This window comes from Ekhidna sp. (genome assembly GCF_963691765.1).
Classification (GTDB): Bacteria; Bacteroidota; Bacteroidia; order Cytophagales; family Cyclobacteriaceae; genus Ekhidna.
The window spans coordinates 1333183-1349165 of sequence record NZ_OY829375.1 but is presented as its reverse complement, the minus strand read 5'-3'; the positions used below and the strand labels follow the sequence as shown (position 1 = coordinate 1349165).

Genomic DNA, 15983 nt, shown 5'->3' with positions numbered 1-15983 from the left:
GAAGGACTAGAAGTCTAGACCTAGGGTAAAATAAAATCTGTAATCTTCTATTTCACCATCAAGATATGGTCTTGCTGCATCAAACTTGATGTAGTAACCCAGCAATACAGTTCTTAGCCCAAATCCAAACCCACCGAGCCATGGATTCTGAAATTTGACGATCTCAGCTGAAAACGGATTGCCTTCAAAAGTTCTAGTGATCGGACGGCCATCGACAAATGGTGGAGAACCTGTCCAGACAGATCCAAGGTCAAAGAAACTTGTTAATTGGAAATTTCTGAGGAAGTTTGACTTAATGGGTCCGTTAGTTAAATAAAGAAACAACGGGATTCTTAATTCACTATTGAAAACAAGCACATCTGTACCAAATGCCTCGTTATAATCTAAGCCACGAAGGTTGGTTACAAATTCATTGAAGAGTATATCGCTATTGTCTTTGTCATTCGTTATTGCCAAAGGATCTTGTTCTCCTTGAATCTCTACATCTGCAAATAGCCAATTGTCCATACCCCCAAGCATAAAGTACTTGCTCGCAGGTCCCATTTGCTTACCATAGAATAATCTGTTTGCCCAGGTAATTTCTTTATGAACTTTCTGGTAGTGTCTAATATCCACTTTTAGGCTACTAAAATTCATGTTGGAATTTGTAGAATGGAAGTGAGAAGTGTATTCTATTAATGCTCTGGTTCCTTGGAATAAATTGAAGGACCGTTCAATTGTATTATCAAATACAACAGATAGCGTCCCTCCAAAATATCTTTCCCTCCTGTTCTCAGCTTGATCAGTGGCTTGATTTGTGACACTTAAGAAATTAAGGTTTGTGAATGAAGTCTCAGTAAAAAATGGAGATGCTTCGACCCTAAATGTATGTGTAATTGGGAGTGCTGCAGTAAGCTTAAGTCTGTTTAATTTGTATTTATGTCGGAAGAAATTATCCTGACTTTCGAGTAGGTATGTCTTGCGGTCTACTCTTGCCTTGAAGTCCATCCAGTATTTGAGGTATTGAAGCTCTGCGAAAAGGTCTCCTTGTCTAAAATCAGTCTTGATCAGAGCTCCTCCCTTGATTTTATAATTCTCAAGGACATCATTTATCTCTGTTTCCATAAACATCATGAAGTCTCTGTAAGGGTCCCAAAGGAAAGAGGTGATTACGTTATTGAATGTAAATCGAGGATTATAAGGTATTGGTCCTACTCGCTCGTTCTCCTGTTCAAAACTTTGATACTTGCTAAAGAATGACTCTGTTTCAAATGCTGTTTCTGAATCATCCTCAAACACGTAATTGTCCGTGTCAATCCAATTTGGGTTTTCAACATCGGTTGTGTCCGCAATAAGGTCTTCATCTTCAAAAAGGAAGTCATCCGTATCTATCTCATTTTTCTCAGGCTCCACTTCCTCAAGCTTTTCTGTATTATTTAACACTCTTGATACAACTAGCATGGCATTTTCTCTACGCTTCCTAGGTGTCTCTGTGGCGAATTTGTTGGTATTAAGGTTAGTAATTGTGTCTAGATAAATTCGCTTTTCACCCTCTCCAAGCATAGAATATGTGATTCGATTCGGGTCAAAATGCATATCATAGCTGATTATGCTATTATCAAAATTTGTTATTTGAGTAGTTAGAGAATCATACAGGTTGTACTTGTACAAATTTGAAATGCCTTGCTGATCGCTGATGTAGTAAATCTCATTGATGTTCTTGGCATACGGCTTTCTGTCTTCGCCTACTGAATTGGTAAGTCTGAAGAAATTGGTTGTAGTAGTATCAAGATCATATACAAAGAGGTTGAAATTTTTATCCAACGATTCTAGTGGTGTGTCTCTTACGTTTACGGAATCACTTACTCGGTTAGAGCTAAAAACTATGGCTGCTGTACCAGGAACAAATATTGGATCAAGATCATCATAGACATCTCTGGTTATCCTTCTAAGTGCATTCCGATTCATCGCAATTAAGAAAACATCATTTTGGCCATCAATATCTCCTGATATAACTGCCAGCCTTCCATTGTCATTAAATGAAAAACTCTCAATTTGTCTAAATCTATTTAATGGTTTTTGACCCTTTGTTTTGTTTTCGAGGTTGTAAGTGTTGAGGTATAGAAAGCCTCTTTTAAATAGAACTACACCCAGCGTGAAATTGTCTTTCCAATTGAGTAATGGTAAATGGTTGTCAATATCCTGACCACTTATTCGGTATCCACCACTAGTTATTTTGGTGATTTGCCCTGTGACTAAATCTTTGACGTAAACTTGGTATTTACCATTCTTCAATACTGAATATGCGACCTTATCAGCATCATTATTGAAGCTTATCGAGCTCGTTATTAATTCTTTAGTATTCTTTACATCTACAAGGAGTCTTTCTTCACTTACGTCCTCATAGCTTTCTTTCACTTCAAGCTGCTGTAGGAGATAGAAATTCTGCCAATCATCTAAGAATGTTTTGAATGAAACGCCAAGAGTATTTGCGATACTGTTTTCCTCTTTTCTAATTATCCTCGTCAAATTGAGAATGTTGGCAATATTTCCACGGCCGTATTTAACTGCGATGTAATTCCAGATACTTTGCCCGACAATCGAGGCAGATTCACCATCAATGCGCTTTAGTTTTTTAACTTTTTTGCTGCTCATGTAATCCCGGACATAGTCGTCCATCTCACGAGACCATCCATATGCTATGTAGCGAGCAGCACCATCTATGAACCAATTAGGGAGACTCAATAAGTAACTGTTCTGGAAAATCTCCGCTAAACTACCCCCGTACATCATGTCATTAATCAGTGTGCTGGCAAGCTTGTATAGTAAGTCTTCCTTGAAGCTATTTGCTTGACCAGGATATGCAACTTCAAGTTGAAGCTTTACAAAGTCTGTACGACCTCCTATGGTATAGACAGCACCGTCAACTCCAACATTACTTTGTTGGAGATCATGTATCGAATTGTAAATGAAAATCTTTGTCTTGCTATAAGGAGCATAGCCGAGGCGGTCTGTAAGATCAACAAATTCATCTTCAAGAAAATTAATAGCCTCTAAAGCATATTCTTGTCCACCTGGGTAGTAATAAATGTCAAAATTGTTGGTGCTGTAATAGTACCAATCAAAATTTTTGTATTGAATTCTATTTTGTCCAAAAGGAGTGGTGTAATACTGACCGAAAGCCACCCCTGTGGTTAAAAAGAATGGAATGATGTACTTAAATAACCCTTTGAACATTTACTTCTTTGTCTATCTCACATTTAGCTTGTAGTACGTCTACAAAATGTTTAGCAAAATGAGGTGTTAAAGAAACACCTTTCGTGCCAAAACCATTAAAAATTCCTAATGTTTTATATCTATGGTGAAAACCAATATAAGGCTTTCTATCATGAGTAGCAGGTCGTACACCCGCTCTTTTATTAAGAATTTGATATTTACCGCTATATAATTTCTTTAACCTTTCCTCCAACGACTTTATGCCAGCTTCTTGAGGCTCATATGAAAGTACATTATGATCATACGTCGAGCCTACTGTGAACCTGTCTCCTTTAGGGATCATGAAAACACCTTGATTGATGATGCAATCTGATTTTAAATCACAAGCGATATCTATTAACTCTCCTCTCACAGGTTTAAACGGTAAGTTCCAAAATGGATTTTTAGATAGAGAGCCTTCACAAAAGATGACCTTTCTTGCCAGGTGATCTTTGTATGATACGGAATCATCAGTTATCTCCATTCTCTGATAGTCAAACACCTCACTATGATAGACTCCCTTATTCTTGAAGTAATTCATCATTGAATCTAAGAATTTAGGAATGTCTACATAACCTGAACAATTGATAATGATGCCCCCTAACGAATCAGATACATCGTCATATCCCAACGAACTGGAGCGCATTTCTTTTATAAATGTCTTGTAATTGTTGTCCGATATTTTCCCTTCCCAATCGTTTTGATCTTCAATCAATTTAAACGGGCGATAGATTGGAATTGGATGTAAAAACTTTTCTCCTGTTAAATTTTCAATCCTACGATAGTCATTCTCTAATGATTGAAATAGTTGATCGGCTCTCCAGGTTTTGACCATTTTACGTCCAGTAATTGGATTGTATATGCCTGCTGCTTTTTTGGAGGAAGTCTCTTCTTTGTCTTGGTTGATGATAACAAAAGACATTCCTTGTTGTTCCAATTCATATGCTAACCAGGTACCTGCAAGTCCTTGTCCAATGATGATATAATCTACCTTTGATGTGAGCACTTTACTTTTGCGATCTCAAAGGCATAAAACTAATCAGATGAAGATTAAATCTTTTGTATTCAATCCGTTCTACGAGAATACTTATGTGTTATCCTCGGAAAAGGGAAACTGTTTGATTTTTGATCCAGGATGTTATGAGGATTATGAAATATCAGAATTGAAAGAATACATTCATATGAATGATTTGAATGTGCAAGCAATCATTAATACTCACTGTCACATTGATCATGTTTTGGGGAATAATGTATTGAAAGCTGAATATAAGGTCCCACTAAAAATCCCTAAGAATGAAATGGAGGTTTTTAGATCAGTGCCTGCATATGCACCTCAGTGGGGAATGGCAGGCTATCGGCATGCAGAAGTTGATGAGTTTTTGAATGATGGCGACACGTTGGACTTAGATGAAGTCTCATTGCAAATGATTGAAGTAGCCGGACATTCGCCAGGCCACCTAATTTTTTATAATAAAGAAGACAAAGTGATTATAGGTGGAGATGTTTTGTTCCGCGAGAGTATTGGAAGGACTGACTTACCGGGTGGTAATCATGAAGATTTGTTGAGGAATATTCAAGAAAAAGTTTACACGTTACCTGATGATATTGAAGTGCTGCCAGGTCATGGACCTTCTACTACAATAGGTCATGAAAAGGTTCATAATCCATTTGTAAAGGCATGAGGCATATCCCAAATTTTCTGACTTGTCTAAACTTAGTTATAGGTTGTGTTGGTATTTATTATACACTTACTAACCAATCGCCTGAAGCATTTTATTTTGTGATTGCAGCTGGTTTTTTTGATTTCTTAGATGGTTTTGCAGCTCGTCTCTTGAAAGTACAGTCTGAAATTGGAAAGCAGCTTGATTCTCTTTCTGACCTTATCTCTTTTGGCTTATTGCCTTCTTTTTTCATGTTGCAATGGATACAAGATAAATCTTCAAACTTTTATTGGATTGCAATAATTATTGCTGTCTTCTCAGCACTAAGATTAGCCAAGTTTAACATTGATGAATCACAGTCGAGTAGTTTCCGAGGTTTGCCAACTCCGGCCAATGCCATCATGCTCACTTCATTGATTTTTCTTCCTTTTGAGCTTTATGAATATACACTTATCAGTGTTTGTTTGTTTTCAGCCATAATTCTTGTCTCGCCTGTAAGGCTAATAGCGTTGAAATTTTCATCAAGTGCTTGGAAAGGAAATGAGCCCCGCTGGATCCTCATTATAGGTGTCATAATCCTTACCGCTGTCTTCAAATGGACATTTATTCCATTCTTAATTCCATATTATATAGTGGTTTCTATTATTTCTTTTCTTCTACTTAAGAAAGCATAGAATTTTTACAGTGAAATGTGCGTTTACCATATCGATGAGAAGAATTCTCCATATATCAGCATTCTTTGCTTGTCTCCAGTTTAGTTGGGCACAAAATTCGGTTTTATCAAATGGCACATGGTACAAACTGGGTGTTACAGAGACTGGCATTTATAAGCTTGACCAGAATGCATTGGAGGTGTTAGGAGTAACTGGTTCTGTTGATCCTGATAAGCTTAAAATTTATGGCAACGGAATCAAAGGCGTATTACCTCAATCAAATGCAGAAGAAAGACCAATAGACTTAATTGAAAACTCAATACTCGTTGTTGGTGCAGAAGATGGTTCCTTTGATCAAAATGATTATTTACTGTTTTACGGGATTGGCCCAGATAGAATTGAATGGAATAGTGAAGGGTTTGAATACGAGAAAAATTTTTACTCAGATACTGCATTCTATTTTTTAAGAATAGATGGCACCAATGGTAAGCGAATTGAATCTAAACCTTCCAACGAGGGGACTGCGGCCATTACCGTATCAAGTTTCAATGATTTTATCACATTCGAAGAAGACGCTAACAATCTGATTTCCTCTGGTAGAGGTTGGTATGGTGAGACTATCTCTAGTGGTGAAACCGTAACTTTTCCTTATCAAATTGATGGTCTAAATTCTGAAATAGCATTGAATTTACGAGGGGTAAGTCAGTCTTCAGAAACCTCAACTTTTAATATTTCAGTTGATGACGTATCCATTGGTTCTTTTGATATAGACGAGGTGCCTGACGGACCCGGCACGTTATATTCTATAAAGGCAAGGCAAGAAGATGGACTTTTCATGTTACCGGATAAGGTAAACTTTGAGATGGAAGTACTCTTCGATGGTAATGCGGCAGGGGAGAGAGGCTACATCGATTTTTTCCATATGACATTTTCAAGAGATTTGAGGCTCTACAATAATGAAACTGACTTTAGATGGAATGCAAATGCTGGGGAGTTAATAAGATACGAGGTGTCAAATGCAGCTAATGCAACAATCTGGGACGTTACTGATCCCACTGAAGTCATGACCCAAGAATTTTCATTGAGTGGGAGTCAGGCGATTTTTCAAAGTCAGTCTGGTGAAGTGGAGGAGTTTGTGGTGTTCTCAGGCAATGAATTCCCTACTCCATTTATATACGGGAATGTGGCAAATCAAAACATTCGTGGCTCAGTAAATTTTGATGGAATTATTGTGACTAATCCAGAATTTCTTCAAGCTGCCGAACAGCTTGCTCAATTCCATCGTGATCACGATGGATTAAATGTTCAAGTTTCTACAACGCAAGAAGTTTACAATGAATTTTCTTCTGGGCGACAAGATGTAACAGCCATTCGAGATTATGCAAAACATGTCTATGATGCAGGTGAGAGGCTTAAATATTTGCTGCTTTTTGGAGATTGTTCCTATGACTATAAGGACCGCATAAATAATAATACTAACTATGTCCCTACTTATGAGTCCAGGCAGAGTTTCCATCCTATTTTCAGTCATTCATCTGATGACTATTTTGGATTCATGGAAGAGGATGAGGGGTTTTGGGAGGAGTCTATTTCTGGTGATCATACCTTGGAGTTAGGGGTGGGAAGATTGCCAGCAAAGTCTCTGGATGAAGCAATCGCATTGGTGGATAAAATCATTTACTACAGCACAAGCCCGAATACATTGGGTAAATGGAGAGGAGATATTGCATACGTTGCAGATGATGGAGATGGGAATATTCATGCTCGACATGTAGAAGACTTATCTGAGCTTATTGATACCACTTATGCGCAATACAATATCAGTAAAGTATTGTTAGATGCATTTGATCAAGAAGCATCTGGATCATCGGAAACTTCCCCTCAAGCAAGCTCAGAGCTGAAGACGAGGATCAAGAATGGAACATTTGTAGTGAATTACATCGGGCATGGAAATGAGAGGTTATGGATGGAAGAGGAGATATTAACAACTGCTGATATTGAACAATTGACCAATAGAAATAGGTTGCCAATTTTCGTTACTGCGACGTGTGAGTTTGGTCGTTATGATGATCCCATTCGGGTCTCAGGAGCGGAACAACTTCTTCTTTTAGAACAAGGAGGTGGGATTGCTTTGCTTACGACTTCAAGGCCTGTGTTTGCAAGTACTAATTTCAGCTTAAATCAAGCATTTCATGAAAATATTTTTAGAAGAGAGGACGGTGAAAATCTAAGATTAGGAGATGTTATTAGACTTACTAAAAATGATGGTTTAGAAGGAGCTATTAATCGTAATTTCACCCTGCTAGGAGATCCGATGATGATGCCTGCCTATCCTAAACTTGATGTTGTAATTGATGAATCTGGAAATGAACTGGATACGCTTAGTGCGTTGGAGGAAATAACCTTCACTGGTGAAATTCAATCCGATGGTGTGATCCAATCTAATTTCAATGGGACTTTAGTTGTGGGGGTATTTGATGTAAAACAAACATTCAGAACCAATGGTCAAGAAAGCAATCCTTATTCATATTCATTGAGAAGTAACGCTTTGTTTAGAGGTGAAGCAACTGTTGTCGATGGAGCATTTAGCTTCTCATTTATTGTTCCTAAAAATATTTCATACCAAAATCAACCGGGTAAGATGAGTTTGTATGCATGGGATGAAGAAAATAATATTGATGCCGGTGGTTCTTCCAGATCTTTTGTGATCGGAGGTACTAATAGTAACCCAGACTTGGACGATTCTCCACCTTCGGTGATTACTTACATGAACGACTCATCCTTTGTTAATGGAGATCGTGTAGGAGCTTCGCCTCTATTAATTGCCAATATTGAGGATGAAAGTGGAATAACCACTACAAGATCTGGTGTAGTCGAGGGTATCACTTTGACAATTGGTGATGAAATCATTAATCTGAATGATTTTTATACGGCTGAAACGAATAGTTTTCAGAGAGGAACAGTAATATATCCATTGCAAGAACTTGATCCTGGCAGTTATACAGCCGTATTGAAGGTTTGGGATACTCATAATAATTCAACAGAAAGCACCATCAATTTCACAGTTTCAGATGAGCCAATTCTCTTTGTCTACAATCCAATAGCTTATCCTAACCCGGTAATTGGTTCGACTACCTTTGCCTTTGAGCATGATAGGGAAGATGAAGATTTACTAGTGTCTTTGGTTGTATACAGCTCCAGGGGAGAGATTGTAAGCAAAAATGAACTGCTATTTGAAAATAGCACAAGAAATATTGAGATTCCATGGCAAGCGCAGACCAACTCTGGCGAAGCCTTAAAGCAAGGAATCTATTTTACCAGAATAATTATTCAGAGCAGATTGGATGGTGCAACAAAAGAAATCAGCCAAAAGCTCGTTATTGTAAATTGATTAGTGCCTAGTTATTTGAAAATCAGCACTTTTTATTCAAAATTTTAATTGGTATTCATCTGATAATGTTAAGTTTGGCATCCTTTTATAAAATCATTCGAATGAATCATCTTGAGAAGAAGATATTCGCAATTCTTCTATTCGTTAGTGTAGTGAGCTTTCAGACCTCTGGACAAGGGGCAGGTTCGTTTATTTCTGGACAGGATAGTTTAAGAAATCCAATCACTGTTGCTGTCCCATTCCTAAACTTTGCACCAGATAGTAGAGCGTCTGCTATGGGTGATGTCGGAGTAGCAACATCGCCTGATGCAAATAGTGTCCACTGGAACAATGCAAAACTTGCATTTATTGAGACAGACATGGGCTTCGCTTTTTCATATTCTCCATGGCTTGGAAATATCATTGATGATATGTCTCTAAACTATCTTGCGTTTTACAAGAAAATAGATCAAAATCAAGCCTTTGGTGCGACCTTTAGATACTTTGATTTAGGAGAAATTCAGAAGTATGATGGGAATGCAGTATTCCAAGGAGTTGAGAATCCAAACGAATTGGCAGTCGATGGAACATACTCAAGGAAACTGTCAGAAAACATGGGTGTTGGGGTGACCTTACGATTTGTTTGGTCAAATTTAGCGGGAGATTTGCAAGGTGCTCCAGACGCAAAGGCAGGTACATCAGTAGCTGTTGATTTAGGCTGGTACTACACCAAGCCATTTATACTCTCAGGAAAAAATTCAGAGTTATCATTAGGAGCTCATCTTTCAAATATTGGTCAAAAGATCACGTATAGTGCAGAAAGTAATGAAAACTTTATCCCTGCTAACTTTAGATTAGGATCTGCATTTAAGACAGATTTAGATCCTTACAATACCATTACACTCGCGTTTGACATCAATAAGCTAATGGTTCCTACTCCTCCGATTTATGAAACTGATGCGGATGGAAACATCGTGGTTATAGATGGAGAAAGACAAATTGCCCAAGGCAAGGACCCGGATAGATCTTTATTATCTGGAACATTCGGATCATTTGGGGACGCTCCAAGAGGGTTTAAGGAAGAACTACAAGAACTAACATACTCCGTTGGAGTAGAATATTGGTATAGAGATCTATTTGCAGCAAGAGCGGGATATTTTTCTGAGCATAAAAACAAAGGTGATAGAAAATACTTCACAGTTGGAGCTGGTTTTAGGTACCAAATTTTTGGATTTGACTTTTCTTACCTGATACCTAGAGGTCAAAACCATCCACTTGCAGATACGCTAAGAATATCATTGCTCTTCAACCTTGATAAGAGTGGCAATGAGGATAGTGAATAACTAATATTTTAAAAGATTTTAATCAAAGAAGAGTTAGCTGACTTTAGTTAACTCTTCTTTCTATTTTTGCCAAAAAATACGCTATGAGTACACTCTCTAATCGAATCAAAAGCATTCCAGAATCAGCAACTCTTGCTATGGCTGCTAAGGCCAGAGAAATGAAAGAAAAGGGAATCGAGGTTATCAGTTTGAGCCTTGGTGAACCTGATTTTAAAACTCCGAAACACATTCAGGGAGGAGCGATTGATGCGATTAATTCAGAGAATTATTTTGCGTACCCTCCAGTAAATGGATATGCTGATCTAAGAAAGGCGATATCTGAAAAGTTTGAAAAGGATAACGGACTTTCATACACCCCAGATCAAATTGTTGTTTCCAATGGAGCAAAGCAATCAATTGCCAATGTGTTTATGGCCATTCTTAACCCGGGAGATGAAGTAATTGTACTGACTCCCTATTGGGTGAGCTACTCAGCTATGATTCTCCTTGCGGAAGGTACACCTGTATTTGTAAGAGGAACTATAGAGAACGATTTTAAGGCTACCGCAGAGCAGGTAGAGCAGGCAATCACAGATAAAACCAAGGCAATCATTTTTTCTTCACCATGTAATCCAACAGGTTCTGTTTTTACAAAGCAAGAACTGGAGGCTATTGCTGGTGTGTTGAAGAATAGAGAAGATATTACCATCATCTCTGATGAAATTTATGAATTAATCAATTTTGGAGAAAAGCATGAAAGCATAGGCACCATTGATGGTATGATTGATCGAACAGTTACTGTCAATGGATTTTCTAAGGGCTTTGCTATGACTGGTTGGAGAGTTGGATACATAGGAGCTCCTACATGGATTGCAAAGGCCGCAAACAAGATGCAAGGTCAGTATACCTCCGGTAATTCTTCTATAGCGCAAAGAGCTGCGTTTTCAGCTCTGACAGGTTCAATGGAACCAACCCATCAAATGGCTGAAGCTTATGAAAAAAGGAGAGGATTGGTTTATGATTTGCTGAATGAGATTCCAGGTTTTGAAGTTAATATGCCACAAGGAGCATTTTACTTTTTTCCTAACGTAAAATACTATATCGGAAAAGGAACCGAAGGATTAACCATCAATACGGTGAATGATCTTTGCTTATTCCTTTTGGAAGATGCACGAGTTTCCCTGGTTACGGGAGAAGCCTTCGGTGATCCGGAATGTTTGAGACTTTCCTACGCTGCTTCAGAAGAAGATCTGAGAACTGCTATTGCAAGAATTAAAGACTCCCTTGCTAAATTGAAGTAGCAATGAATTCATTGGAAGAAATATTTGACGCTTTTAAAGGAAAAACAGTCCTTGTAGTAGGTGATGTTATGATTGACCACTACATGTTTGGCGAAGTGAGTCGAATTTCACCTGAGGCACCAGTCCCGGTACTGAAATTGGGGAAAAAAGAAAAGAGACTTGGTGGCGCGGCCAATGTAGCTATGAATATTAGAGCCTTAGGAGCTACTCCTATTCTTTGTTCGGTAGTAGGTGATGATGCAGATGGGGCGGAATTCGAGAGACTTCTTGAATATGAAAATATGCCAAATAAAGGAATCATTAGAAGTCAGAACAGAGTCACTACAACAAAGCTTAGAGTAATGTCTGGACTTCAGCATTTACTTAGGGTAGATAATGAAGATGTACATCCGTTAGTAGATCTTGACCAAAAATCTCTTCTTCATCATATTAAAAACCTTTTAGAAGAATGTGATCTTGTGATTTTCGAAGACCACGATAAAGGCACAATCAATCCAGAAGTTATTCATGAAACAATCAAGCTGGCTAAAGAGAAAAATATTCCTATTGCAGTTGATCCAAAACGAAGAAACTTTACTCAATATCAAGGCGTATCAGTTTTTAAAGTGAATATTGCAGACTTGAAAGATGGACTGGATATCGAATTTGATGCGCTTGAAGAAGAGCAACTAGAAGGTGCTGTTGAGCAATTAAAAAACAGTGTGGCGGCTCAGAATTATTTAATTACGCTCTCCAAACACGGCATATTTTATAATTCAAAAGATGCTCACGGGAAACTTAAATCGCATTCCAGACAAATTGTAGAGGTTCTTGGTGCAGGAGACACTGTAATTAGTATTGCCGGACTTTGCGTGACGTTAGATTTACCTTTAGAATTTATTGCAGAATTAGCGAATATCGGTGGGGGATTGGTGTGCGAGATGCCTGGTGCGGTCCCAATCGATAAGGAAATTTTGTTTCAAGAAGCTAGCAAAAATCCGATACTCGAAAAATATCTTTAATTTGGCTAGTGTCAGTCATGAAGAAGATAAAACTCATCCTAATCGTATTGTTGGCATTGCCTTATCTGGGCAAGTCGCAAGAAGTAATCGATGGAATCATTGATCTCTCTAAAGTAGATCTAAAGAATAATGCAGTCCAATTAAACGGAGATTGGGAATTCTATTGGGAAAAAATAATCAAGCCAGATTCAATTCCATTTCACGAAACAGATTACTACAGATTTCCAAAATTGTGGAATGGTGGCGTGACACGAAATGGTATTGAGTTATCTTCTCAAGGATATGCCACCTATCGTGTAAGGGTACTTTTGCCCCCCAAAACACCACAACTAGCCATTTCTCTTGGCGAATCGTACAATTCCTACACGCTTTATTATGATGGTTTTGAATTGGCGAAAAATGGTAAAGTTGGTAAAACCAAGGAAAGCTCCGTGCCAGATTGGATGCCACAGGTAGTTTCAATTGCCAGGTATCAAAATACGCTGACCTTTGTCATCCAGGTATCAAATTTTAGACACACCAAAGGAGGTGTGAGAGAACCGATACTTTTAGGAGATAGAAAGGTATTAAATGCGAAAAGAGATTTTGATTTTAGTTACGACTTCCTTTTAAGCGGGAGCTTAATTATGGGAGGTTTGTTTTTCTTAGGACTATTCATGTTTGGTCAACATGAGCGTTCGGTTCTATTTTTTGCGCTCTTTTGCCTCACCTTCAGCTACCGAATGATAGGAAGTGGGGAATATGCTATTCATGCCCTCTATCCAAACATGCCATGGGAATTAATTATCCGTGCTGAGTACCTGGCCTTATTCATACCTTGTGGGATATTTACTATCTATAGTTATCTGCTTTATCCCGAAGACAGTAAAAAAGTCATTCTGCTTGGCTTTTCAGTCATATGTGGAATATTTTCTCTCTTATCACTCTTTGCACCTACAACCTTCTTTACCAAGCTGGTTGAGCCGTTTTTCATATTGGTTATAGTGGCAATATTCTACATGATATATGTGTATTGGATAGCTTATAAGCGGAATAGAACTGGGGCACAATACGCATTTGCGAGTACAGGCATCGTATTTATGGTGGCGGTATACCTCATATCGGTTTACCTGACACCGGTACAGGAAAACACTTTTTTGACCTTTATAGGATTCATTTTATTCTTCTTTTTCCAATCTCTAATCCTTTCTTATCGTTTTGCCCACTCTTTGAGAAAGGCAAAAGATGCAGCAGAGACTGCGTCAAAAGCTAAGACAGACTTCTTGAGTACCATATCTCATGAAATAAGGACTCCATTGAATGCAGTGGTGGGTATTTCACACTTTCTTATCAATGAGGAACCTCGCCAAGATCAGAAAGAAAGTTTAGAATCATTACAGTTTTCAGCTGAACATCTAACTGCGCTCATTAACGATATTCTTGACTATAATAAGCTTGAAGCAGGATCGATCGAATTTGAATTTACTGAAGTCAATCTTGAGACCTTGTCAGCTAAAATTATTAAGGCGCATAGTGCACTGGCCAAGGAGAAAGGGATCAGTTTGGTTTTAGAATTGGATGAAGATATGCATCCTTTGGTGATTGCAGATCAAACTCGGATCTACCAGGTGCTTAATAACCTAATCAATAACGCACTCAAGTTTACGGCCAAGGGATATGTCAAACTGAAAACGAGCGTAATAGATCAGGATGAAAATATTCAAACCATTCGAACGGAAGTCTTAGATTCTGGTATTGGGATACCTTATAATAAACAGAAAGTAATCTTTGAGAGGTTTACTCAAGCCGGTTCTTCCACTACAAGAGAATATGGAGGCACCGGGCTTGGCTTGGCAATTATTCGCAAGATATTGAATATGGTAGGATCTGAGATTTACGTAAAAAGTGAACCAGGCTCTGGTACCATATTTTGGTTTGATTTAAGATTTAAGAAGGTACTTCACGAGGAAGTCGATCAAGCTGTTCAAGAAGAAGCCGACACGAACATCATAACCGGCAAGAAAATTTTACTAGTTGAGGATAACCAGATGAATATCATGGTTGCTGAAAAATTCCTTAAGAAGTGGGAGTTGCGTGTGGAAGTAGCATTTAATGGACAAGAAGCTGTTGAGAAACTTCAAGAAAATAAATATGATTTGGTATTGATGGACCTTCAGATGCCAATTATGGATGGATACAAAGCCACAAGAAAGATTCGAACTTTTGATGAGAAGACTCCAATCATAGCGCTTACAGCTTCAGCACTATTGAAAGTGAGGCAAGATGTAATTGCTGCCGGGATGAATGATTATATCACAAAACCATTTGATCCAAATGAGCTTCGAAGAAAGATCGCTGCTTACATTAAATATCAGTGAGTTGAAAGCTCCTTAATGCATTCAATAAAATACTTAACCTTTTCAGGATCAGTATCTGGATATACTCCGTGTCCCAAATTTGCAATGTGCGGATGATTACCAAAGTTTGACAACATCTTCTTTGTTTCTTCTTTAATTGCCTCGTTTGATCCGTATAGTGCACAAGGATCCAAGTTTCCTTGAAGCGTTTTATTCGGAAGAATTTTTTTAGCGGAATTTGGATCCATGTTCCAGTCAAGTCCAATCGTTCTGCAATCTAAATCGTTCATTTCTTCTAGTGCCCACCATGCACCTTTAGCAAAAACGGTAATAGGGACTTCAGTTATAGCATCACATATTTTAGAAATGTATTTTAAAGAAAACCTTGAATAATGCGTAGCGGGTAATACTCCAGCCCACGAATCGAATATTTGAACCATATCTGCACCAGCTTCTATTTGACGCTTTAAATAGCCAATGGTGGATTCTGTGATCATATCTAGCAACTGATCAGCTAATGCTGTATCTGAATAGAGTAATCTTCTTGCTTTGGAGAAGGTTTTACTTCCTCCACCTTCGATCATGTAAGAAAAAATAGTCCATGGTGCACCTGCAAAACCAATAAGTGGAACGCTATTGTTTAGTTCATTTTTAGTGATTTTAATGGCATCGTATACGTAGCTTAAATCTTCAGGGTGAGCAACCTTTAAGGCTTCTATATCTTTTATGCTTTCGACCGTTTTGGGAAAATGAGGACCCTTTTTCTCCACCATCTCATACGTTAATCCCATCGCTTCCGGTATAACTAGTATGTCTGAGAAAATAATCGCTGCATCTACTCCAAGGATATCTACGGGTTGGATAGTTACTTCAGCCGCAAGCTCTGGAGTTTCTACAAGTTCTTTGAAACCTGACAGACTATTCCTTACTGCTCGATACTCAGGTAAAATTCTTCCAGCTTGTCTCATCAACCATACAGGAGTTCTTTCTGTGGATTCACCTCTGGCTGCGCGTAAAATAAGGTCGTTTTTTAGCATGGCCGCAAAAATAGTGACGATAGGCAAACTCAAGGTCAAAAGCAGCAGTTATTGCTTCAAACAATATA

At 38.2% G+C, this 15983-nt stretch carries 10 protein-coding genes; 7 read left to right on the top strand and 3 right to left on the bottom strand.

Going from position 1 to position 15983, the window contains the following annotated elements:
• Positions 1 to 6: 6 nt before the first annotated feature.
• Both ACY650_RS06315 and ACY650_RS06310 read right to left on the bottom strand, forming a co-directional pair.
• Positions 7 to 3216, bottom strand: coding sequence for a TolB family protein (locus ACY650_RS06315; RefSeq protein WP_462252870.1), 3210 nt, complete (start codon positions 3214 to 3216; stop codon positions 7 to 9).
• Complete coding sequence (locus ACY650_RS06310) at positions 3197 to 4240, bottom strand: NAD(P)/FAD-dependent oxidoreductase (protein ID WP_462252868.1); 1044 nt, start codon at positions 4238 to 4240, stop codon at positions 3197 to 3199. The genes ACY650_RS06315 and ACY650_RS06310 overlap by 20 nt, the downstream gene beginning before the upstream one ends.
• Positions 4241 to 4277: 37 nt before the next feature.
• Between ACY650_RS06310 and ACY650_RS06305 the strand changes: the two genes are divergently transcribed.
• The 7 genes from ACY650_RS06305 (at position 4278) to ACY650_RS06275 (ending at position 14899) form a co-directional block, all read left to right on the top strand.
• Entirely contained in the window at positions 4278 to 4916 is a 639-nt protein-coding gene (locus ACY650_RS06305) for an MBL fold metallo-hydrolase (protein WP_462252866.1), read from the top strand.
• Positions 4913 to 5569 carry a CDP-diacylglycerol--serine O-phosphatidyltransferase gene (gene pssA / locus ACY650_RS06300; RefSeq protein ID WP_462252862.1) on the top strand — a complete coding sequence of 219 codons (657 nt, stop codon included), beginning with the start codon at positions 4913 to 4915 and terminating at the stop codon, positions 5567 to 5569. Before ACY650_RS06305 ends, pssA begins: the two co-directional genes overlap by 4 nt.
• Positions 5570 to 5603: 34 nt before the next feature.
• Complete coding sequence (gene porU / locus ACY650_RS06295; RefSeq protein ID WP_462252860.1) at positions 5604 to 8939, top strand: type IX secretion system sortase PorU; 3336 nt, start codon at positions 5604 to 5606, stop codon at positions 8937 to 8939.
• 101 nt (positions 8940 to 9040) lie between these two features.
• Positions 9041 to 10261: a type IX secretion system outer membrane channel protein PorV gene (gene porV / locus ACY650_RS06290; RefSeq protein WP_462252858.1), complete on the top strand. Its 1221-nt coding sequence runs from the start codon at positions 9041 to 9043 to the stop codon at positions 10259 to 10261.
• An 83-nt stretch (positions 10262 to 10344) separates the two neighbouring features.
• Positions 10345 to 11541: a pyridoxal phosphate-dependent aminotransferase gene (locus ACY650_RS06285; protein ID WP_462252856.1), complete on the top strand. Its 1197-nt coding sequence runs from the start codon at positions 10345 to 10347 to the stop codon at positions 11539 to 11541.
• Positions 11542 to 11543: 2 nt separating this feature from the next.
• The gene (locus tag ACY650_RS06280) at positions 11544 to 12542 is read left to right on the top strand and encodes a bifunctional heptose 7-phosphate kinase/heptose 1-phosphate adenyltransferase (RefSeq protein ID WP_462252854.1); all 999 of its coding nucleotides are present in this window, start codon (positions 11544 to 11546) and stop codon (positions 12540 to 12542) included.
• A gap of 17 nt (positions 12543 to 12559) precedes the next feature.
• Entirely contained in the window at positions 12560 to 14899 is a 2340-nt protein-coding gene (locus ACY650_RS06275) for a response regulator (protein WP_462252852.1), read from the top strand.
• Here ACY650_RS06275 and hemE read toward each other — a convergent pair.
• On the bottom strand, positions 14893 to 15915 hold the full coding sequence (gene hemE / locus ACY650_RS06270) for a uroporphyrinogen decarboxylase (RefSeq protein WP_462252850.1): 1023 nt from the start codon (positions 15913 to 15915) through the stop codon (positions 14893 to 14895). The genes ACY650_RS06275 and hemE overlap by 7 nt on opposite strands.
• Between the last annotated feature and the right edge of the window lie 68 nt (positions 15916 to 15983).

Excerpts from the sequence above, each read along its gene's own strand:
- ACY650_RS06275 (WP_462252852.1), top strand. The coding sequence starts at position 12,560 with ATGAAGAAGATAAAACTCATCCTAATCGTATTGTTGGCATTGCCTTAT.
- ACY650_RS06280 (WP_462252854.1), top strand. The coding sequence starts at position 11,544 with ATGAATTCATTGGAAGAAATATTTGACGCTTTTAAAGGAAAAACAGTC.
- ACY650_RS06305 (WP_462252866.1), top strand. The coding sequence starts at position 4,278 with ATGAAGATTAAATCTTTTGTATTCAATCCGTTCTACGAGAATACTTAT.
- porU (WP_462252860.1), top strand. The coding sequence starts at position 5,604 with ATGAGAAGAATTCTCCATATATCAGCATTCTTTGCTTGTCTCCAGTTT.
- ACY650_RS06315 (WP_462252870.1), bottom strand. The coding sequence starts at position 3,216 with ATGTTCAAAGGGTTATTTAAGTACATCATTCCATTCTTTTTAACCACA.
- ACY650_RS06285 (WP_462252856.1), top strand. The coding sequence starts at position 10,345 with ATGAGTACACTCTCTAATCGAATCAAAAGCATTCCAGAATCAGCAACT.
- pssA (WP_462252862.1), top strand. The coding sequence starts at position 4,913 with ATGAGGCATATCCCAAATTTTCTGACTTGTCTAAACTTAGTTATAGGT.
- porV (WP_462252858.1), top strand. The coding sequence starts at position 9,041 with ATGAATCATCTTGAGAAGAAGATATTCGCAATTCTTCTATTCGTTAGT.
- hemE (WP_462252850.1), bottom strand. The coding sequence starts at position 15,915 with ATGCTAAAAAACGACCTTATTTTACGCGCAGCCAGAGGTGAATCCACA.